General features: G+C 61.3%; 19 protein-coding genes. 15 read left to right on the forward strand and 4 right to left on the reverse strand.

The window, feature by feature from the left end:
- Window positions 1-39 precede the first annotated feature (39 nt).
- Complete coding sequence (locus tag AC3IP0_RS00665) at window positions 40-1,083, reverse strand: RHS repeat-associated core domain-containing protein (protein ID WP_489326433.1); 1,044 nt, start codon at window positions 1,081-1,083, stop codon at window positions 40-42.
- A 313-nt stretch (window positions 1,084-1,396) separates the two neighbouring features.
- Between AC3IP0_RS00665 and AC3IP0_RS00670 the strand changes: the two genes are divergently transcribed.
- From AC3IP0_RS00670 to AC3IP0_RS00685, 4 genes are all read left to right on the forward strand, one after another.
- Complete coding sequence (locus AC3IP0_RS00670) at window positions 1,397-2,326, forward strand: LysR family transcriptional regulator (protein ID WP_489326435.1); 930 nt, start codon at window positions 1,397-1,399, stop codon at window positions 2,324-2,326.
- Between the two features lie 208 nt (window positions 2,327-2,534).
- Window positions 2,535-4,067: an MFS transporter gene (locus AC3IP0_RS00675; RefSeq protein ID WP_489317860.1), complete on the forward strand. Its 1,533-nt coding sequence runs from the start codon at window positions 2,535-2,537 to the stop codon at window positions 4,065-4,067.
- A gap of 26 nt (window positions 4,068-4,093) precedes the next feature.
- Window positions 4,094-5,158: an HlyD family secretion protein gene (locus AC3IP0_RS00680; RefSeq protein ID WP_489317861.1), complete on the forward strand. Its 1,065-nt coding sequence runs from the start codon at window positions 4,094-4,096 to the stop codon at window positions 5,156-5,158.
- The gene (locus tag AC3IP0_RS00685; protein WP_489317862.1) at window positions 5,155-6,714 is read left to right on the forward strand and encodes an efflux transporter outer membrane subunit; all 1,560 of its coding nucleotides are present in this window, start codon (window positions 5,155-5,157) and stop codon (window positions 6,712-6,714) included. Before AC3IP0_RS00680 ends, AC3IP0_RS00685 begins: the two co-directional genes overlap by 4 nt.
- A gap of 55 nt (window positions 6,715-6,769) precedes the next feature.
- Here AC3IP0_RS00685 and AC3IP0_RS00690 read toward each other — a convergent pair whose 3' ends face one another.
- Both AC3IP0_RS00690 and AC3IP0_RS00695 read right to left on the reverse strand, forming a co-directional pair.
- Window positions 6,770-7,528, reverse strand: a complete 759-nt coding sequence (locus AC3IP0_RS00690) for a slipin family protein (protein WP_489317863.1) — start codon at window positions 7,526-7,528, stop codon at window positions 6,770-6,772.
- A 2-nt stretch (window positions 7,529-7,530) separates the two neighbouring features.
- Window positions 7,531-8,064, reverse strand: a complete 534-nt coding sequence (locus tag AC3IP0_RS00695; protein ID WP_489317864.1) for an NfeD family protein — start codon at window positions 8,062-8,064, stop codon at window positions 7,531-7,533.
- A 199-nt stretch (window positions 8,065-8,263) separates the two neighbouring features.
- Here AC3IP0_RS00695 and AC3IP0_RS00700 point away from each other — a divergent pair, with 199 nt between their 5' ends.
- The 11 genes from AC3IP0_RS00700 to AC3IP0_RS00750 all read left to right on the forward strand — a co-directional run bounded on the left by AC3IP0_RS00700 (window position 8,264) and on the right by AC3IP0_RS00750 (window position 17,370).
- Entirely contained in the window at window positions 8,264-8,725 is a 462-nt protein-coding gene (locus AC3IP0_RS00700) for an aminoacyl-tRNA deacylase (protein ID WP_007975646.1), read from the forward strand.
- A gap of 130 nt (window positions 8,726-8,855) precedes the next feature.
- Window positions 8,856-9,110 (forward strand): DUF2789 domain-containing protein, encoded by a 255-nt coding sequence (locus AC3IP0_RS00705; protein WP_489317865.1) that lies wholly within the window; start codon window positions 8,856-8,858, stop codon window positions 9,108-9,110.
- 74 nt (window positions 9,111-9,184) lie between these two features.
- Window positions 9,185-9,430, forward strand: coding sequence for a type II toxin-antitoxin system prevent-host-death family antitoxin (locus AC3IP0_RS00710; protein ID WP_046040690.1), 246 nt, complete (start codon window positions 9,185-9,187; stop codon window positions 9,428-9,430).
- Complete coding sequence (locus AC3IP0_RS00715; RefSeq protein WP_489317866.1) at window positions 9,420-9,701, forward strand: type II toxin-antitoxin system RelE family toxin; 282 nt, start codon at window positions 9,420-9,422, stop codon at window positions 9,699-9,701. Before AC3IP0_RS00710 ends, AC3IP0_RS00715 begins: the two co-directional genes overlap by 11 nt.
- Window positions 9,702-9,833: 132 nt before the next feature.
- A complete protein-coding gene (locus tag AC3IP0_RS00720) occupies window positions 9,834-10,262 on the forward strand; it encodes a MarR family winged helix-turn-helix transcriptional regulator (protein ID WP_489317867.1) in 429 nt (142 codons plus the stop codon).
- Window positions 10,259-12,331, forward strand: coding sequence for an FUSC family protein (locus tag AC3IP0_RS00725; protein WP_489326436.1), 2,073 nt, complete (start codon window positions 10,259-10,261; stop codon window positions 12,329-12,331). The genes AC3IP0_RS00720 and AC3IP0_RS00725 overlap by 4 nt, the downstream gene beginning before the upstream one ends.
- Window positions 12,328-12,537 carry a DUF1656 domain-containing protein gene (locus tag AC3IP0_RS00730; protein WP_007987399.1) on the forward strand — a complete coding sequence of 70 codons (210 nt, stop codon included), beginning with the start codon at window positions 12,328-12,330 and terminating at the stop codon, window positions 12,535-12,537. The genes AC3IP0_RS00725 and AC3IP0_RS00730 overlap by 4 nt, the downstream gene beginning before the upstream one ends.
- Complete coding sequence (locus tag AC3IP0_RS00735; RefSeq protein ID WP_489326438.1) at window positions 12,534-13,421, forward strand: efflux RND transporter periplasmic adaptor subunit; 888 nt, start codon at window positions 12,534-12,536, stop codon at window positions 13,419-13,421. Before AC3IP0_RS00730 ends, AC3IP0_RS00735 begins: the two co-directional genes overlap by 4 nt.
- Window positions 13,418-14,866 carry an efflux transporter outer membrane subunit gene (locus AC3IP0_RS00740; RefSeq protein WP_489317870.1) on the forward strand — a complete coding sequence of 483 codons (1,449 nt, stop codon included), beginning with the start codon at window positions 13,418-13,420 and terminating at the stop codon, window positions 14,864-14,866. Before AC3IP0_RS00735 ends, AC3IP0_RS00740 begins: the two co-directional genes overlap by 4 nt.
- Window positions 14,867-14,959: 93 nt before the next feature.
- Window positions 14,960-15,595 (forward strand): NADH:ubiquinone oxidoreductase subunit N, encoded by a 636-nt coding sequence (locus tag AC3IP0_RS00745; protein WP_489317871.1) that lies wholly within the window; start codon window positions 14,960-14,962, stop codon window positions 15,593-15,595.
- 269 nt (window positions 15,596-15,864) lie between these two features.
- Window positions 15,865-17,370 carry a YdgA family protein gene (locus tag AC3IP0_RS00750; RefSeq protein WP_489326439.1) on the forward strand — a complete coding sequence of 502 codons (1,506 nt, stop codon included), beginning with the start codon at window positions 15,865-15,867 and terminating at the stop codon, window positions 17,368-17,370.
- 72 nt (window positions 17,371-17,442) lie between these two features.
- Here the strand turns inward: AC3IP0_RS00750 and AC3IP0_RS00755 are convergent, their stop codons facing one another.
- Window positions 17,443-18,972, reverse strand: coding sequence for an FAD-dependent oxidoreductase (locus AC3IP0_RS00755; RefSeq protein WP_489326441.1), 1,530 nt, complete (start codon window positions 18,970-18,972; stop codon window positions 17,443-17,445).
- Window positions 18,973-19,077 lie beyond the last annotated feature (105 nt).

Below are 19,077 nucleotides of genomic sequence, written 5' to 3' on the forward strand. Positions count from 1 at the left end.
CGAATGGCGCGTTGGCAAATGCAATCAGGTTCCTTGACTCTAGCGACGGTCATGGGCATTTGTTCTCCTCAGCGTTTGGCCACGCCGCACCTGTGCATTTCTGTTTACAACCTCTACAGCTGGCAATGGCTGAACGGGAATCTGCTGAACAACCGGTGCTGGATGAGGTGCTGCAATATTGAGGTTTTCATACTGTGGCGGCTGCTGTTCCATGCGGTAGACCTTATATTCCTGAGGGTTGAGCCCCGCAGCTAAAGTGTCTTTATTCGAGTACATGCCGCCAGACATTGCCTGGTTATAGGTCGGTAGCCCTTCAGAGTTAGCCGGCCTTCCACCTGTGCTGCTACCGGCCTGGCGAGGAGCGCTCGAGTTTGTCGCTCGTGGTACGCGCCCACCCGATGACCCTTGAGGCGAGGCAAAAAAGGAAGATCCAAGAAGACCGGGCTGTATAGGTTCACTGGGTCGTTGTACTGGGCCTGGATCACCCCCATCGTTTCCCCAATCGATCTTGGGCTTATTGCCGCCAATATAGTCACCAGCGTCAGCAAGCGCGGACATGTCATGTGTTTTCTCAAACGTCCGGCCTCTTTGTATTGCGCGGGCTGCGTTAGCACCGGCTGAAATGCTCACGAGATTTTTGGGTACTGGAACAGCAACATAATTGGGCAAATGAAATTCCGAAGCCAGCTTACGTGCCTTGGCAATCAAGGTTTGCCAGATATGCCCCGTCGGGTCCACCCGATTTACCGGATCCCCCACGCAATACATATACGCATTCAACCCACCCCCACGAAACGGACTCCAGCTGTCCGGACTGTGAAAGCGCATCAACCGCGGGTTGTAGGCGCGGTAACCGTTGCCCAGCAAATACCAACCGATATCCGCTTCACGCAATTGGCCATTGAATCCCAGCTGTGTCTCGATTTTCTGCTGCGCGGACTGCTCGCCGTAAGCTGAGTAGGCGATGGTTCTGGTCTGGCCATCGACGATTTCGCCAATGATGGATTGGCTGCGATCGGTTGCCAGCAGCACTACCCGGGGTTCGCTGCGGGTGACTGGTTCATCAGGTTTGGCTTGGCTCATATCGGAAGCTTCGGGGAAGTGGGGCAGGCCTTGGGTTTTACTCGCTTGAGCCAGGCTTGAGAACTATCAGGACTGATAGTGGTGTGAGTTGTTTCTATGGGCTAGCGCGAATGGATGTGTTGATAGTTCGGCCGCTTTCGCGGGCAAGCCCGCTCCCACAGGGTTCTATGTTGAACGCAAAGTCTATGTTCGCCGAAGATCCACTGTGGGAGCGGGCTTGCCCGCGAATGGGCCGGTCCAGTCAAAGCATCATTCGGAGGATGTTTGCTAGCATTGCATCTGACTCAACCAAGACCAGACACGAGTGCTCACCATGCAACTCCCAGACATGAACCTGTTGGTCGCCCTCGATGCCTTGCTCGACGAGGGCAGTGTGGTGGGCGCCGCGCGGCGGATGAACCTGAGCCCGGCGGCCATGAGCCGGACGTTGACGCGAATCCGCGAAGCCATTGGCGATCCGATCCTGGTGCGCGCCGGCCGTGGCCTGGTGCCGACCCCCAAGGCGCTGGAATTGCGCGAGCAGGTGCGCAGCGTTGTGGAGCAGGCCGGGTTGCTGTTTCGTTCGGCCGATGCGGTGGAGCTGAGTTCGCTGCGGCGGCGGTTCAGTATTCGGGCCAACGACTTCTTTGTCGGCGTCTACGGCGGCAGGCTGTTCGACACCCTCGACCGGCAGGCGCCGCACTGCGAGTTGCGTTTCGTCCCGGAAGGCGATGGCGATGATGAGGCGTTGCGCGAAGGGCGGATCGATCTGAGCGTCAGCAACACCCGGCCGTTGACCCCGGAGGTGAAGATTCAGAACCTGTTTTCCACCCACTTCGTTGGCCTGGTGCGCGAGGATCATCCGCTGTTGGACGATGAGATCACGGCGGAGCGTTACGCGGGGTTCTCGCATATCAGCATGTCCCGGCGCGGCATTGCCCGGGGGCCGATCGATACCGCGCTCAATGCCCTGGGGCTGGAGCGGCGGGTGGCGGTGATCGCGCCGAGCTTTCATGCGGCGATGTTTGCCTTGCCCGATTCCGACCTGATTCTGCCGGTGCCCAAGGAAGCCTTGCTGAGTGTGCGACGGTTGGGGTTGAAGCTGCGCTCGTTCGATTTGCCGATCCCGTTGCCGACCTTGATGCTGACCCAGGCCTGGCATCCGCGCTTCGACAAGGATCCGGCCCACCGCTGGCTGCGGGAAACGCTGAAGTCCTGCTGTGATGAAACGTGGCTGGCCGCGCAACCTGAAAGTCACCGCTGACCCCCTGTGGGAGCGAGCTTGCTCGCGATAGCGGCAGGTCAGCCAACAAAGATGTTGAGGCTGCCGGCCTCATCGCGAGCAAGCTCGCTCCCACAGGGGATTTGTATTGTTGCGTCTGGCACACTTATAACCTGCCAATAAGTTGATTTTCGTCAGGCATCACGCTTCCTAGAATGCTTCGGTCTTTCCACGCCGGAGCTTGCAGTACATGACTTCCCTCACGGCCCCGGCACCTGTCGCCGCGACCGGCCCGACAGTTTCACCACAGGTTTTCGGCCCTCGAATCATCATCGGCCTGGTTGGCGTATTGCTGGCGGTGCTGGTGTCGGGCCTGAACGAAATGGTGACCAAAGTCGCCCTGGCCGACATCCGTGGTGCGTTGGCCATCGGCTACGATGAAGGCACCTGGCTGGTGGCCTGTTACACCGCGACTTCCGTGGCGGCCATGGCGTTCGCGCCGTGGTGTGCGGTGACGTTCTCGTTGCGGCGTTTCACCCTGTGGGCCATCGGCCTGTTCACCCTGCTGGGTGTGTTGTGCCCCTTCGCCCCGAATTACGAAAGCCTGTTGTTACTGCGCATCTTGCAAGGCCTGGCCGGCGGTGCATTGCCACCCATGCTGATGACCGTGGCCCTGCGGTTTCTGCCCGCCAACGTGAAGTTGTATGGTCTGGCCGGTTATGCCCTGACGGCGACGTTCGGCCCTGGCCTGGGCACGCCGTTGGCCGGGTTGTGGACCGAGTATGTCGGCTGGCAATGGACCTTCTGGCAAATCATCGCGCCGTGCCTGATTGCCATGGCCGCGGTGGCGTATGGCTTACCCCAGGACCCCCTGCGTCTGGAGCGCTTCAAGTCCTTCAACTGGCGCGGTGTACTGCTGGGTTTTCCCGCCATCTGCATGCTGGTGATCGGCATCCTGCAGGGCAATCGCCTGGACTGGTTCGAGTCGAACCTGATCTGCGGATTGCTCGGCGGCGGGCTGTTGTTGCTGGTGCTGTTTTTGACCGGCGAGTGGTCGCAGCCGATTCCGTTTTTCAAGATGCAGATGCTCGGTATCCGTAACCTGTCTTTCGCCCTGCTGACCCTGGCGGGGGTGCTGGTGGTGTTGCAGGCGGTGATCATTATTCCGTCCGGCTACCTGGCGCAGGTCCAGGGTTATCGTCCGGTGCAGACCGCGCCGATCATGCTGCTGGCGGCGCTGCCGCAATTGATTGCGCTGCCGTTGGTGGCGGCGCTGTGCAACTTTCGCTGGGTCGATTGCCGCTGGGTGTTGGGCATTGGCCTGAGCATGCTGGCGCTGTCGTGCGTCGGCGGCTCGCAACTGACGTCCGCGTGGATTCGTGACGATTTCTATGTGCTGCAATGGCTACAGATTTTCGGTCAGCCCATGGCGGTGTTGCCGCTGCTGATGCTGTCCACCGGCAGCATCAACCCGATGGAAGGGCCGTTCGCATCGGCCTGGTTCAACACCGTCAAAGGCCTGTCGGCGGTCATCGCCACCGGGGTGATCGAGGCGTTGACCACGGCACGCCTGCATTTTCACTCGACCATGCTGGTCGACCGCCTCGGCAATTCGCCGCTGGCCGAGCACGACAGCGCAAGCCTCGCTCATCGTCTGCATGAGCAAGCGGTGGTGCTCACTTCCTCTGATCTTTACCTGTGCATGGCCGGTATCGCCGTGACCTTGATCCTGCTGATTTTCTGGCTGCCGACGCGGATCTTTCCGCCACGCGCGCCGACCTGAATGCTCCATTGATACAGAAGGTTTTTATGAACACTCAAGCGAAGCAGAAAGTCGCGGTGGCCGTGGCCGCCGCATTGGTCGTCGGCGTGTTGCTGTACCTGGCAATGCCCGGCCTGTTCGGCAAGCGTACCCGGCAGAACACCAACGATGCTTATGTCTCGGCGGATTTCACCCTGGTCGTGCCGCGCGTTGCCGGGTTTATCAAGCAAGTGCTGGTGGAGGACAACCAGCAGGTCACGGCCGGACAGTTGCTGGCACTGATCGATGACCGGGATCTACGCGCAGCCGCCGAGGCCGCCGATGCCGAAACGCTGGTGGCCAGGGCGCAATTGCAAAACGCCCGGGCGACCCTCGAGCGTCAGGCGTCGGTGATTGCCCAGGCGCAATCCTCGGTGGTCTCGGCCAAGGCGGAAATGGCCTTTGCCGAGCATGAATTGAACCGCTACAACCACCTCGCCGGGGTGGGCGCCGGCACGGTGCAAAACGCACAACAGGCGCAAACGCGCATCGACCAGGCCTCGGCGCGACTGGCCAATGCCACGGCGGTACTGGCGGCGGAACGCAAGCAAGTGGAGATCCTCACGGCCCAGCGCGATGCAGCCGAAGGGGGGCTGAAGCGGGCGCAGGCGAAGCTGGAAATGGCCAGCTACGAGTTGTCCTATACGAGGATCGTCGCGCCTCAGGACGGCATGGTCGGCGAACGCGCGGTGCGGGTCGGCGCCTATGTCACTCCGGGCAGCAAAATCCTCGCGGTGGTGCCGCTGGCGCAGGCTTACGTGATGGCCAATTTCCAGGAAACCCAACTGACGGATGTGCAGCCGGGGCAGGCAGTGCAAGTGCGCGTCGACAGCCTGGGCGGTGCGGCATTGAGCGGTCGCGTCGAAAGCATTGCCCCGGCCACCGGGGTGACGTTCGCCGCAGTCAAACCGGACAACGCCACCGGCAACTTCACCAAGGTGGTGCAGCGGATACCGGTGAAGATCGTGCTGGACCCGGGACAGTCGCTGGCCGAGCGTTTGCGGGTGGGGATGTCGGTGGAGGCGAGTATTGATACGGCCACCGCCAAGGCGAAAGAGGTTGTTCAGCGATGAAGATTTTCGTTGATCGCGCTGACGCCTTCGCGAGCAAGCCCGCTCCCACATTGAAGCGCATTCCCCTGTGGGAGCGGGCTTGCTCGCGAAGAGGCAATCAGCTTCGCCTGACTTTTTCTGTCTTGCTTGTGCTGAGCCTGTCAGCCTGCACCGTCGGCCCGGACTTCCAGAAGCCTGAGGCACTGCAAATCGCCGAATGGTCGAAACCATCAAAGGCAGCCGCCAGCCAGGCGATTACCGAAACGATGACCGAGCGCTGGTGGGAGGTGTTCCACGACCCGACACTTTCGGCCCTGAGCCAGCGCGCCCTGGCCGACAACCTCGACCTGAAGCTGGCCAGCAGCCGCTTGCAGCAAAGTCGCGCAGTGCGTCAGGTCATCACCGCCGAGCGCTACCCCAACACGGCGGCCAGCGGCCGTTACGGACGCAACCGCAACAGCGGTGAAGGCTTGAACGACCCGTCAGGACATAACGGCCAATCCGCCTTCAACCTGTGGGATGCCGGCTTTTCCGCTTCCTGGGAGCTGGATTTCTGGGGCCGCGTGCGGCGTGAAACCGAAGCGGCCGACGCCACCCTGGAAGTCGCCGAGAATGACCGACGCGGTGTGCTGCTGTCGGTGCTGTCCGAAACCGCCCAGGACTACATTCTGTTGCGCGGTGTGCAGAATACCCGGCTCGTCACCGAACAGAATCTCGACGTTGCTCGCCATAGCCTGAAGCTCTCGCAGTTGCGACTGGCCGACGGCGTCGCGACGGACCTGGATGTCGCTGAAGCCGCCGCACAAGTGGCGGCCATCGAATCGCGCCTGCCTGCACTGGAGCAGCGCCAGTGGCAACTGATCAATGCTTTGAGTCTGTTGATGGGCGAACCGCCCCAAGCATTGGCGACGGAGTTATCCACAGACGCACCGGTGCCACAGACTCCGCGTCAGGTCGCCATTGGCTTGCCCTCGCAACTGGCTGCTCGTCGGCCGGACATTCGCCAGGCCGAAGCGCGGCTGCATGCCGCCACTGCCAGCATTGGCGTGGCCAAGGGCGATTTTTATCCGCGAATCACCCTGTCGGGGAACATCGGCTCCCAGGCCATGCAACTGAGCGATTTCGGCTCCTGGGGTTCGCGTTCGTTCGGGATCGGCCCGCAATTCAGCTTGCCGTTGTTCGACGGCGGCCGCTTGCGTGGCGTGCTCGAGTTGCGTGAAGCCCAACAACAGGAAGCCGCTATCGCCTATCAGCAAACCGTGCTGCGCGCCTGGCATGAAATCGATGACCAGTTGAGCGCCTACAATGCCAGCCAGTTGCGCCGCGACAGCCTGGCCGAGGCCGTGCGCCAGAACCGCATTGCTCTGGACACCGCGCAACAACAGTACGTTGAGGGCGTGGTGGATTTCGTCACCGTACTCACCGTGCAAGGGGCGTTGCTGGCGACGCAGGAGCAGTGGGTCGAGAGCTCGACCGGCGTGTCGCTGGCGGCCGTCGGGTTGTACAAGGCGTTGGGTGGGGGTTGGGAGTCGGTGTATCCCGTGGCAGAGACGGCGCACTTCGAGCCGGCCGGATGACTATGGGTTGTACCTGTCCGGCAATACCGGGCAATGAGTGGCGCCATCGCAACCTTCAGACTTTCGACGACAAGTCCGCCATGCCCTTGAGCAACTCGATCGGCAGCGGAAAGACGATGGTCGAGCTCTTGTCACCGGCAATCGAACTCAGGGTCTGCATGTAGCGCAGCTGCATGGCCCCCGGTTGGCGGCCAAGCATTTCGGCGGCCTGCATGAGTTTTTCCGAGGCCTGCAATTCGCCTTCGGCGTGGATCACCTTGGCTCGCCGTTCCCGTTCGGCTTCGGCCTGTTTGGCGATGGCGCGGATCATCGATTCGTTGAGGTCCACGTGTTTGATCTCGACGTTGGCGACCTTGATGCCCCAGGCGTCGGTCTGGGCGTCGAGTACTTGCTGGATATCCAGGTTCAAGCGTTCGCGTTCGGCCAGCAGTTCGTCCAGTTCGTGTTTACCCAGCACCGCCCGCAGCGTGGTTTGCGCCAATTGGCTGGTGGCGGCCAGGAAATCCTCGACCTGGATGATTGCCTTCTGCGGATCGAGTACGCGGAAATACAGCACCGCGTTGACCTTGACCGACACGTTGTCGCGGGTGATCACGTCTTGCGGCGGCACGTCCAGCACCACGGTGCGCAAATCGACCCGGACCATCTGCTGGACCACCGGAATCAGCAGGATCAGGCCAGGGCCCTTGACCTGCCAGAAGCGCCCGAGCTGGAACACCACGCCGCGCTCGTATTCGCGCAGGATGCGGAACGTCGACCCCGCCAGTGCGATGATCAACAATAGCAGCGCGACAAGACCCAATTGCAAACCCATGACTATTCTCCACCCGGCGCCGCGTCAGCCGCGGCCACTTGCAGCAGCAAGCCCTTGCGCCCCACTACCCGCACCTGTTGCCCGGGTTGCAGCGGCGTCGCGCTGAGCACTTGCCATCGTTCTCCTTGCAGATGAACCCAGCCGCCATAGGCGTTGCCGAGCTGTACTGAAGTGACCGGCGTTTCGCTGCCGACCAGCCCGGCATCACCGCTGACCGTGTGGCGCGGTCGGGTCTTCAGGGCGTGAAACACCAGGTAGATCAGCAACAGCGCGCTGATCAGTCCCAGGCCGATCATCAGTGGCACGGGCACATCGGTATTGGTCAGGATCACCGCGCCGATCACGAACATCACGATGCCGCCCAGGCCGATCACGCCGTAATTGGGCAGGGCCGCCTCGGCGATCAGGAACGCGATGCCGAAGGTGATCAGCCAGATCCCGATGGGGTTGGGCAACAGCACCACAACCGTGTCGGCGGCGCAGGCCGGTCCGCTCAACGCCAACAGCAACGCAACTGCACAGCAACGCGTGTTCACTTGACCCTCCGGGAGAGTCGTGGAGTGGCTCTGCATACAGTTTAGTTGAGCCTTGGCCGGTATGAATTTTGCTCAACTGCCGTCGACATCCGATGGGCGGATTTCCCGCCGGATCGCGCTGACGGGCCTAGACTTTTACTACGCAAGCAAAACTTTAACCATCGTCCGCCGGCGGTCATGGCGGACACCGAGGTGCATCATGCGTATGGCAAGAACCGTGCAGCGAAGCCTGGAAAAGGCTCAATGCGAATATGACATCGTCAGCCACCCACACTCGGCCAGCAGCCTCGAAACGGCACGGGTCGCAGGTATTCCTGCCGAACGGGTGGCCAAATCGGTGATCCTCGACGATCACCATGGGCATTACCTGATGGCCGTGCTGCCCGCCAGCCGTCACCTGGACCTGAGCAAAGTCCGCAGCAGCGGTGAGTGGCAGGTTTCCCGCGAAAGCAACCTGGCGCACCTGTTCGACGATTGCGAACGCGGTGCCGTGCCGGCGCTGGGTGAGTCCTATGGGTTGGAGGTGGTGATCGATCCGCTGCTGACCCGGCAGAAAGACATCTATCTGGAGGCCGGTAACCACGTCAACCTGGTGCGTATGGACATGCCCGAGTTTCTGAAAATGGTGCCGCATGCCGAGGTGCGGGAGTTGAGTCATTAGGTCTGCAGTGTCTTCGCTGCCGTCATCGCGAGCAGGCTCGCTCCCACAGGGAGAACGCATTTTCCTGTGGGAGCGAGCCTGCTCGCGATGACCGCGCAGCGGTCCCTAAATTGGTCATCAGGAGTTCGTCATGGAAAACCCGACCCACAGCCTTCCGTCCCTGTTCAAGCAACTTGGCTTGCCGGACGACGCCGAAAGCATCGATAAATTCATCGCCACCCATTCACCGCTCAAACCGGAGCTGCACCTTGCGGATGCATTTTTCTGGAACCCGAGTCAGGCGGAGCTTCTGCGTGAGGAGATACTCGATGACGCGGATTGGGCAGAGGTGGTGGATCAGCTGGATGTACTGTTGAGGAAGGGGCGGGGGGTTGTAGAAAACTGATAGGCGGTGGTCCACCGAGGTTGCTCTGATCACAATAACTGACCAGAATTAAGACCTTATTTGAGGTCTTAATTATGCAAAGTGTTTTGGCTGATATGGCTGTCAGCGTGTCTGAACTAAAGAAAAACCCCTCTGCCGTTTTGAATGGCGCCCATGGAGGGCCCGTCGCAGTGCTCAATCACAATCGCGTCATGGGTTACATGGTTCCTGCCGATGTGTTCGAAGCCATGATGGAACGCCTGGATGATCTGGAGTTGGCGGAAATCGTGCGTTCTCGTCGTCATGAAACGCCGATCCCGGTAACGCTGGATGACTTATAAGCTCGAATTTCTGCCGTCTGCACGCAAGGAATGGGACAAGCTGGGGCGCACGCTACGTGAGCAATTCAAAAAGAAGTTGGCAGAGCGTCTCGAAATGCCTCGAATCCCTTCCGACTCACTCCATGGCATGCCCGACTGCTACAAAATCAAGTTGAAGTCATCGGGATACCGACTCGTCTACGAGGTGATAGATGAGCGCGTCGTCGTTTCTGTCGTTGCAGTAGGAAAGCGCGAACGCAGTGAAGTGTATGAGCGTGCCAAGAAACGTTGAGGGCTCTCGGCAGGTCGCTGTTACGTATTTGTTTCAAAACTTGACGGAAAATCCCCTCCAATGCAATATTGATAGTTAGCAAACTAACAGTGTGTATTTTCCCTCGTGCCGAATAACCTCGACGTTCTCCAGATGAACATCAGCAGTGCCATGGTGGTGGCCGCCAGGCATTGGCGCAAAATCTGCCAGACCACGCTGGCCAACTATGGAATCTCCGAAGCCTGTGCCGTTCCGCTGTTGATGATCGGGCGGCTGGGCGAGGGTGTGCGCCAGGTGACGGTGGCCCAGGCAGCAGGGATGGAGAGCCCGTCGCTGGTACGCTTGCTCGATCAGTTGTGCCATGGCGGCTACGTTTGCCGCACCGAAGATGCACAGGACCGCCGCGCCAAATGCCTGAGCCTGACCGAAACCGGTCGGGAGCTGGTGCAGGCGGTCGAAGTGGAGCTGGTGCGCTTGCGCCACGAAGTACTTGAAGGCATTGACCAGAGTGATCTGGAAGCTACGCTGCGGGTACTGAGAGCTTTTGAAGTGGCCACGTCGCCATCGGTGGCCAACTCTTGAACGGATTTTTCTCTGGCATGCCCCCGGCGCGGGACTGGTTCTACGGAGTCCGCACCTTCGCCGCATCGATGATCGCGTTGTACATCGCCCTGCTCATGCAAATGCCGCGTCCGTACTGGGCGATGGCCACGGTGTACATCGTTTCCAGCCCGTTTCTCGGCCCAACCAGTTCCAAGGCGCTGTACCGGGCGGTCGGAACCTTTATCGGCGCTGCCGCGGCGGTTCTGTTCGTGCCGATGTTCGTGCAGAGCCCTTACGTGCTGGTGGTGGTGATTGCGCTATGGACCGGGACGCTGCTGTTTCTGTCCCTGCATTTGCGCACCGCGAACAACTACGCCTTGATGCTCGCCGGTTACACCTTGCCGTTGATCGCCCTGCCGGTGGTGAACAACCCGCTGGCGGTGTGGGACGTGGCCGAAGCACGGACCGAAGAAATCTTTCTCGGCATCGCCGTGGCGGCGGTGGTCGGTGCCATGTTCTGGCCCCGGCGCCTGGCGCCGGTGTTCAATGATTCGGTGAGCAAATGGTTTGCCGATGCATCGACCTACAGCCTGCGCTTCCTCGGCCGCAACGTGCAGCCTGAAGAAGTCAGTGCGTTGCGGGCATCGATGGTCGCCACGTTCAACTCCCTGGAGTTGATGATCGGCCAGTTGCCCCACGAAGGCTCGCGTCCGCAGACAGTGCGCAACACCAAGGAATTGCGCGGACGGATGATTCACCTGTTGCCAGTGATCGATGCCCTCGACGACGCGCTTTACGCCCTGGAACGGCGCACCCCAGAGCTTGTGGACAAGTTCGCACCCTTGCTGGCCGCCACCTCCGAATGGCTTGAGCACAAGGATGCCGACCTCGACCGCTGGCAAGCCCTGAAGGATCAACTCGAGGCCCTGCAACCGGCTCCGGAAGCGCTGGATGACCGCAAGCAACTGCTGTTCTCCAACGCCATTTACCGTCTCGGCGAGTGGATCGATTTGTGGCAGGACTGCCGCAGCCTGCAATACGCCATCCAGTGTGAAAGCCAGGACAGTTGGCGCGCGGTGTATCGGCACTGGCGGCTGGGAAGGCTATCGCCGTTCCTGGATCGCGGCCTGATGTTTTATTCCGCGGCGTCGACCGTTACGGCAATCATTGTCGCCTCGGTATTGTGGATTCTGCTCGGCTGGACCGATGGCGGCAGCGCAGTGATCCTGGCGGCGGTGGCGTGCAGTTTCTTTGCCTCGATGGACGACCCGGCGCCGCAGATTTACCGGTTCTTTTTCTGGACGGCGATGTCGGTGGTATTCGCCAGCCTTTATCTGTTTCTGGTGCTGCCCAACCTGCATGACTTTCCGATGCTGGTGCTGGCGTTTGCCGTGCCGTTCATTTGCGTCGGAACCCTGACGGTCAAGCCGCAGTTTTACCTGGGCATGCTGCTGACCCTGGTCAACACCTCGTCCTTCATCAGCATTCAGGGCGCTTACGACGCGGACTTCCTCAGTTTCGCCAACTCCAACCTGGCCGGTCCCATGGGGTTGCTGTTCGCGTTCATCTGGACCCTGATTGCCCGGCCGTTCGGTGCCGAACTGGCAGCCAAGCGCCTGACCCGTTTCAGCTGGCGTGACATCGTCAGCCTCTCCGAGCCGGCGACGTTGTCTGAGCATCGGCTTCTGGGCATACGGATGCTCGATCGGCTGATGCAGCATCTGCCGCGCCTGGCCATGACCGGCCAGGACTCCGGCGTGGCGCTGCGGGAAGTGCGGGTGGCGCTGAATCTGTTGGACCTGCTCGCTTATACGCCGCGGGTCCTTGGTGTGCCGCAGGTGCTGCTGCGCCAGGTGGTGGCCGAGGTGGGCGAGTACTTCAAGGCCTGTCTCAAGGCCGGTGAGCGCTTGCAGGCACCGAGCCCGTTGCTGATGACCCTCGACCGCACGCGTCGCGCCCTCAGCGGTGCCGGCGATGATGAAACCCGTCGGCATCTGCTGCACGCCCTGAGCGGCCTGCGCCTGGCACTGTTGCCCGGCGTCGAGTTCGTCGGTTCCGTCGAGCCCGAAGAACCGCTTCCCCATGGCATTGATGGAGCGCCTTTATGATCGGTGACCTGGATCTGAGCGGGGTGTTCCTGCCCACGCTGCTGGTGCTGATGGGCATTACCTATGTGTTGTACCTGTTGGTGCACGGGGTGCTGACGCGCCTGCACTTTTACCGTCTGGTCTGGCACCGGGCATTGTTCAACGTGGCCCTCTACGCCTTGCTGCTTGGCGCCGTGGACTCACTCAGTCGATACCTGATGACATGAAAAAACCGTTTCTAACCCTGGGTCGCGTGGTGTTGACCCTGCTGATCGTGAGTTTCGCCGTTGTCGTGGTCTGGCGCATGGTGATGTATTACATGTTCGCGCCCTGGACCCGCGATGGGCACATCCGTGCCGACATCGTGCAAATCGCCCCGGATGTGTCCGGGTTGATCCAGCAAGTGGAGGTGCGCGACAACCAGTTGGTCAAGCGCGGCCAGGTGCTGTTCAGCATCGATCCGGACCGCTTCAAGCTGGCCCTGCGCCAGGCGAAAGCGGCGGTCGCCGACCGCGAAGAAACCCTGGCCCAGGCCCAGCGCGAGGCCAAGCGGAACAAGGGCCTGGGCAACCTGGTGCCGGTTGAACAACTGGAAGAAAGCCAGTCGAAAGTGGCCCGCGCCCAAGTAGCCTTGATGGAAGCCCTGGTGGCGGTGGACAGCGCGCAACTCAACCTCGACCGCTCGGTGATCCGCAGCCCGGTGGATGGCTACGTCAATGACCGCGCGCCACGGGCCCAGGAATTCGTCAGCGCCGGGCGTCCGGTGTTGTCGGTGGTCGACAGCAACTCGTTCCATATCGATGGCTATTTCGAAGAAACCAAACTGAACGGCATTCATATCGGCCAAAGCGTCGACATCCGGGTGATCGGCGACAATGCGCGCCTGCGCGGGCATGTGGAAAGCATCGTCGCCGGTATCGAAGACCGCGACCGCACCAGCGGCAATAACCTGCTGCCCAACGTCAACCCGGCCTTCAGCTGGGTGCGGCTGGCCCAGCGGATTCCGGTGCGCATCGCCTTCGATGACGTGCCGGAAGATTTCCGCATGATCGCCGGGCGCACCGCCACGGTATCGATCATCGACGATCAGAAGCGGGAGCCGGCGCAATGAGCAAGGCCTCGGGGTTGGCGGTCGCGGGATTAGGCTTGCTGCTGTCGGCGTGTCAGATGGTCGGGCCGGATTATCATTTGCCCGAAGAGGCGGTTGTCCATCGTCCAGATTTCCAGGGCGATCTGGCGGTCGACGGTAAAACCGTGGTGTCCGCGCCGGTGCCGGCCGATTGGTGGCGCCTGTATAAGGACCCGCGACTCGACCAATTGGTGCAGCAGGCCATGGCGTCTAACACCGATTTGCGTGTGGCGGCGGCCAGTCTGTCGCGGTCTCGCGCTCAGGTCGACGAGGCGGAAGCGGCGGGCGGCTGGAGCGGCGGCGTGCAGATGGGCGCCCAGCGCTTGCAGGAGTCCGGCCAGGCCTTCCTGATACCGGAAAAAGTGCCGGTGGCCAATATCGGCGATATCGGCATCAGCGCGTCGTACCAGTTCGACCTGTTCGGCACCTTGCAGCGCGGCATCGAAGCGGCCAAGGCCAATGCCGATGCGACGCAGGCAGCCGCCGATACTGCACGCATCACCGTGGTGGCCGACGTGGTTCGCGCCTACACCCAGGTGTGCGCGGCCAATGAAGAGCGGGAAATCGCCCAGCATTCCCTCGACCTGCAAGCCCAGAGCACCACGCTGATCCAGCGCCTGCGCGATGCCGGGCGTGGCGACGAAACCCAGGTCACCCGCTCGCAAACCCAATTCAAATCCCTGCGCGCCGACATGCCGCGCTATGAGGCCGCACGTCAGGCTGGGCTGTACCGCTTGTCGATGTTGCTGGCCAAGCCGGTGGACCAACTGCCGGCCGGTACCGCCACCTGCGACGAGCTGCCGAAAATCGCGCAATTGATTCCGGTGGGCGATGGCGCCGCGTTGCTCAAGCGTCGTCCCGATGTACGGCAGGCCGAGCGGCGACTGGCGGTCGCGACGGCCGGTATTGGCGTGGCCACGGGCGAGCTGTACCCGAACATCAGCATCGGCGCGACCATCGGTACCGTCGGTATCCTCGACGATCTCGGCGATCCGTCTACCAACCGCTGGGGCTTCGGTCCGTCGCTGACCTGGAACGTGCCGACCAATGGCGCCCGGGCGCGCATCCGCGAAGCCGAAGCGGTGACCCAGGCGACCCTGGCGCATTTCGACGGGGTGGTACTCAACGCCATTCGCGAGACCCAGACCGGCCTGGCCCAGTACACGGCATTGCTGCAACGCCGCGACGCACTGGCCGATGCCGAACAATCGGCAAAACTGGCGGCCGGCCAGACCCATCGCTTCTTCCAGGCCGGTCGCGCCTCGTTCCTGGCCGACCTGCAAGCCACCCGCACCTACATCGACGTCACGGCGCAATTGGCGGCCGCGAACACCCAGGTTGCCGCCAGTCAGATCGATTTGTTCCTCGCCTTGGGCGGCGGTTGGGAAAGCGGACGAACGCAAGCGTCGAACTCCAGCAAACCCTGAGGCCGTTGCTATGCTTTGAAGTGTTGGAGGGGCGTCCCGTGCGAAGCGTCCTTTCTTCGCACAAGGCTCGCGCAGGTCAGGGGGAAACCAATAATGAAAAACCCTTATGCTCTCGGCTTCTGGTGCGCCATCGTCGCGTTGGTGCTGCTGTCGGCCACCTATTTCTACGGCATCATGCTGGCCCACCAGATCGACAAGGCTCTGGTGTTCCTCGACAGTGCCGCCGCGCTGATTGCCGTGATGTCCATTGCGGTGGTGGCTTGGGCCTCGGTCCAGAATCAACGCATCAAGAAAAGACAACTCGAACAAGGCAAGACCCTGGTCCTGATCTGGGACACCAAGGTGGCGCTGCGTCGTGTCGAAACGGTGTTCGACCGCTATTTCTGGGGCAGTTACTGGCAACCGGGGCGCACCTTTCAGGAGGTCATGGGTGAATTGACCGGCACGCCGCTGGAAAAAAGCCTCGAGAGCCTGAAAAAGCAGTGCCTGGCGCTGGACCGGCAGGTGGCTGACGACGGTCGGCACTGGCTCAGCAATGCCCGGGAGCTGGCCGATGTCGCCACGGCCATGGCCCGCGAACGCTATCAACTGGACTTCTGCGACCCGCGCGCGGAAGTGACGGGCGGGGCGGTGATCAACCGGGACTTCGAAGTGCTGGTGTACACCTGGACTGCGCGGCTCAAAAGCTTTGATCATCAACTGGATGAGATCGAGGTTCAGTATTCCTGATTTTGTGGTGGCTGTTATGCCGCCATCGCGGGCAAGCCCGCTCCCACAGGTATGGCGTGATCCCTGTGGGAGCGGGCTTGCCCGCGATGGCGGTCTAATGTGCACCAATTTTCTAACCTGCCCAAGACACTCTTTCACCTTTAAACATTGAGCCGTTCGTCGCGCCCGGTGCTAATCTGCATTTCACTTTCCGCACAGTCGAGCCGCAACCCGTCATGGGTTCAGGGAAGACGACCTCACTTTCAACAACGGACATGAACGGGGCGTACATGAATAAATCAGCAGGCGTGCTACTGGGAATTGTTGTCGCAATCGGTGCCATCAGCGCAGGCGGAGCCTGGTTCACTGGGACCAAAATCGAAGGTGTGCTGAACACCTCGATTGCCGATGCCAACAAGGAATTGCAGGCGGCGATGGTCGGTTCCAACGGCACCGCGTCACTGGAACTGGTGTCGCTGGAGCGTCATGTATTCAGCAGCACCGCGCACTATCGCCTGAAGGGCGAAGGCGAAATGTTCGGCGAAGCGCCGGTCGAGTTGCTGTTTGTCGATCACATCGAACACGGCCCGTTGCCGTTCTCGCGCCTGATGTCGCTGAAATGGCTGCCGGTCCTGGCGACCAGTCACTACGAGCTGGAAAAGACCCCGTTCACCGAGAAGTGGTTTGCCGCCGCCAAGGACAAGTCCCCGCTGACCGGCGTGGTCAATATCGGCTATGACAACGCTACCAATGGCACCTTCGAGTTGCAGCCGCTGGAAATGGCCCTGGATGACAAGTCGAGCATGAAATTCTCTGGCTTGAGCATGGACGTCGACGCCAGCGCCAAGGCGCAGAAGGTCAAGGCCAACGGCTACATGGACAGCCTGAAGGTGACCACCGTGTCCGAAGACCAGGCGCCGGTGCAGATTGAGTTGAACGGCCTGACCCTGGCCAGCAACCTGACAAAAAGTACCTACGGTTTCTACACCGGCGAGAACGTCGTTGAACTGGCCAGCGGTAAATCGACCTTCGGCGTCAAGCAGTCGGTGCTGGACTTCAAGAAATTCGAAATGAAGAACCTGACTGAAGAAAAGGGTAGCAACGTCTCCGGTCGTGCCGACTACAAGGTCGGCGACGTGTCCCTGAACGGCAAGACCATCGGTTCCGGTGCGCTGGCCATGAGCCTGAAGAACCTCGACATTCCGGCGACCCTGTCGCTGATGCAGGTTTACCAGAGCAAACTGCAGCCGTATGAAAGGGCGGCAGCCGAAGCGACGGCGGCCGGCCTGCCGGTGCCAGAGCTGAAACTGACCGAAGCCGAAGAGGCGCTGCTCAAGTCCAGCCTGGAAAAACTGCTGGCGGCCGGACCACAAGTGGCCCTGGAAAACCTGTCGTTCAACACCGCCAACGGTGAGAGCCGCGCCAACATGGTGCTCGACTTGACCAAGCCACAGACCATCGACCTGCCGACCGATCAGTTGGTCAGGCAGCTGATCGCGCTGCTGGACTTCAAGCTGAAAGTGTCCAAACCCATGCTGGTCGATGTGCTGACCGTGCAATCGCAAATCGACGGTCAGACCGACGCCAAGCTGATTGCCGATCAGGCCACCGCCACCGCAGACATGTTCAGCAGCATGGCGGTTGGCAGCCAACTGGCAAAACTGGACGGCAATAACATCGTCACCAACTTGCGTTACGCCAACAATCAGGTGGACTTCAACGGCCAGAAAATGACCGTCGAAGAGTTTGCCAGTTTTGTGATGAGCAAGTTCGCCGATGCTGGTGCCACTGAATAGCGGCGGCTGTTAACTCTGCAACGCCCGGCCCCTGCATCGCGCAGGCGCCGGGCGTTTTGCTGTCCGGCATCTCTAGGGAACGTCACGGATCAGGCGCCATGCCTCTTCCCAGGGCAACGGTTGTTTCATCCGCTCGGCGAGCATCGCCATGGCCCGGTCCATCTCGCAGGCTACCGCCGCCGACACCACGCCGTTCTTTCCGAACAGGCCTATGAAAGGCGGATCGTAAGGGTCGCCCTTGAACTCGACTTCGTCCCAGGCCTCGGCGTGCCCGAGGTAGTCGTAGGTTTTACCGAAATGCCAGGTCCAGAAAAACGGCACGTCGAGGTAATGCTCGTCACCGCCCAGCATATTGGCCGCGGCGATCCGCGCCTGCTGTTGGGCCAGTCGCCAGTGTTCGATGCGCAGGTGTTGGTTGTTCAGCGGGAACGTTGCGATATCGCCAGCCGCCCAGAGGCCGTCGGCCACACGCATTGCGCCGTCGACACGCAGCGAGTGATCCTGCTCCTTCGGCAACCCGGTAAAGGCCGCAGTGGCTGGCGTGACGCCGATGCCGACCAGCACCAGATCGGCCGCCAAGCGTTGGCCGTTGTCCAGGCGCACGGCCTCGACCTTGTCCGTCCCTTCGATCTGTACCGCGTTGCCCTGGGTATGAAACTCGACGCCATTGGCTTCATGTCGTGCGCGAATGGCCTTGCCGACCGTGTCACCGAACTGCCTGGAAAACGGCACTTCGTGGCGGGCCAGCACGGTTACATTCAAGCCAAGCTGGCGCAGGGACGAGGCGGACTCCATGGCAATGAAACTGTCGCCGATGATCACCACCCGCTGGCCGGCGCTGGCGCTGTCCAGAATCTGCTGCGCATGGGCTTTGGAGCGCAAGACGAACACTTGCGGCAGGTCGGCGCCGGGCAGCATCAGCGGGTTGGGCACGCCGCCGGTGGCCAGCAGCGCGGCGTCGTATGTCAGTGATTGGCCGTCAGTCAGCTGCAGCGTCCGGTTTGGCGCATCCAGGCTTGCCACTTCGCCTCGCAGGCGCTCGATCCGCTGCTCGCAGTAAAAATCCTCGTCACGCAGCGGCGGGACTTCGTCCAGCGGCATCTCCCCGGCGATCACGTATTTGCTCAGCGCGGTGCGGTCGTATCCGGCATCGGCTTCGCGGTCGATCAACAGTAACCGGCCGCCGAAACCTTTCTCGCGCAAACACGCTGCCGCCGCCGTGCCTGCCGCGCCAGCACCGACAATGATGAAGGTTCGTGGATCGTCGGCCGGTGGCGGGTGGGCACCGGGCATCGGCTGGTCGCTGACCCAGATGTCGCCGTCACGGACTTCAAGGGGATAGCGCTTGAGGCTGTCCAGGGCTGGTGGTTCACACAGCCCGCCATCCTCGATTCGAAACTGCGCCTTGTGCCACGGGCAGGTCAGGCGCCCGTGGCATATCGCGCCGTCTGCCAGCGGGGCTCCGGCGTGCGGGCATTCGGCCTGATAAGCGCGCAGTTGTTCACCGGCCCGCAACAGCAGAACCTTGCTGTCCTGGACCTGCACTTCCAGACCCCGGTCTTCGGGCACGTTGGCGACACGCGCAACGCGATGCAGAGTCATGATTGCTCTCCAGACAGACGTTTCACTTATGAGTCTGGTACTTATCGCGAGGTTCAGCCAATTGCCCCTGCCACGGCGTGAACGGTCCGGATATAGTTTGCACGC

It is taken from the genome of Pseudomonas sp. GL_103, from assembly GCF_057835175.1.

What these genes read in the sequence shown, in the direction of transcription:
- AC3IP0_RS00700 (WP_007975646.1), top strand. Translation starts at nt 8,264, where the DNA reads ATGCGTATGGCAAGAACCGTGCAGCGAAGCCTGGAAAAGGCTCAATGC.
- AC3IP0_RS00730 (WP_007987399.1), top strand. Translation starts at nt 12,328, where the DNA reads ATGATCGGTGACCTGGATCTGAGCGGGGTGTTCCTGCCCACGCTGCTG.
- AC3IP0_RS00720 (WP_489317867.1), top strand. Translation starts at nt 9,834, where the DNA reads ATGAACATCAGCAGTGCCATGGTGGTGGCCGCCAGGCATTGGCGCAAA.
- AC3IP0_RS00665 (WP_489326433.1), bottom strand. Translation starts at nt 1,083, where the DNA reads ATGAGCCAAGCCAAACCTGATGAACCAGTCACCCGCAGCGAACCCCGG.
- AC3IP0_RS00715 (WP_489317866.1), top strand. Translation starts at nt 9,420, where the DNA reads ATGACTTATAAGCTCGAATTTCTGCCGTCTGCACGCAAGGAATGGGAC.
- AC3IP0_RS00710 (WP_046040690.1), top strand. Translation starts at nt 9,185, where the DNA reads ATGCAAAGTGTTTTGGCTGATATGGCTGTCAGCGTGTCTGAACTAAAG.
- AC3IP0_RS00680 (WP_489317861.1), top strand. Translation starts at nt 4,094, where the DNA reads ATGAACACTCAAGCGAAGCAGAAAGTCGCGGTGGCCGTGGCCGCCGCA.
- AC3IP0_RS00675 (WP_489317860.1), top strand. Translation starts at nt 2,535, where the DNA reads ATGACTTCCCTCACGGCCCCGGCACCTGTCGCCGCGACCGGCCCGACA.
- AC3IP0_RS00740 (WP_489317870.1), top strand. Translation starts at nt 13,418, where the DNA reads ATGAGCAAGGCCTCGGGGTTGGCGGTCGCGGGATTAGGCTTGCTGCTG.
- AC3IP0_RS00735 (WP_489326438.1), top strand. Translation starts at nt 12,534, where the DNA reads ATGAAAAAACCGTTTCTAACCCTGGGTCGCGTGGTGTTGACCCTGCTG.
- AC3IP0_RS00705 (WP_489317865.1), top strand. Translation starts at nt 8,856, where the DNA reads ATGGAAAACCCGACCCACAGCCTTCCGTCCCTGTTCAAGCAACTTGGC.
- AC3IP0_RS00755 (WP_489326441.1), bottom strand. Translation starts at nt 18,972, where the DNA reads ATGACTCTGCATCGCGTTGCGCGTGTCGCCAACGTGCCCGAAGACCGG.
- AC3IP0_RS00685 (WP_489317862.1), top strand. Translation starts at nt 5,155, where the DNA reads ATGAAGATTTTCGTTGATCGCGCTGACGCCTTCGCGAGCAAGCCCGCT.
- AC3IP0_RS00745 (WP_489317871.1), top strand. Translation starts at nt 14,960, where the DNA reads ATGAAAAACCCTTATGCTCTCGGCTTCTGGTGCGCCATCGTCGCGTTG.
- AC3IP0_RS00670 (WP_489326435.1), top strand. Translation starts at nt 1,397, where the DNA reads ATGCAACTCCCAGACATGAACCTGTTGGTCGCCCTCGATGCCTTGCTC.
- AC3IP0_RS00750 (WP_489326439.1), top strand. Translation starts at nt 15,865, where the DNA reads ATGAATAAATCAGCAGGCGTGCTACTGGGAATTGTTGTCGCAATCGGT.
- AC3IP0_RS00690 (WP_489317863.1), bottom strand. Translation starts at nt 7,528, where the DNA reads ATGGGTTTGCAATTGGGTCTTGTCGCGCTGCTATTGTTGATCATCGCA.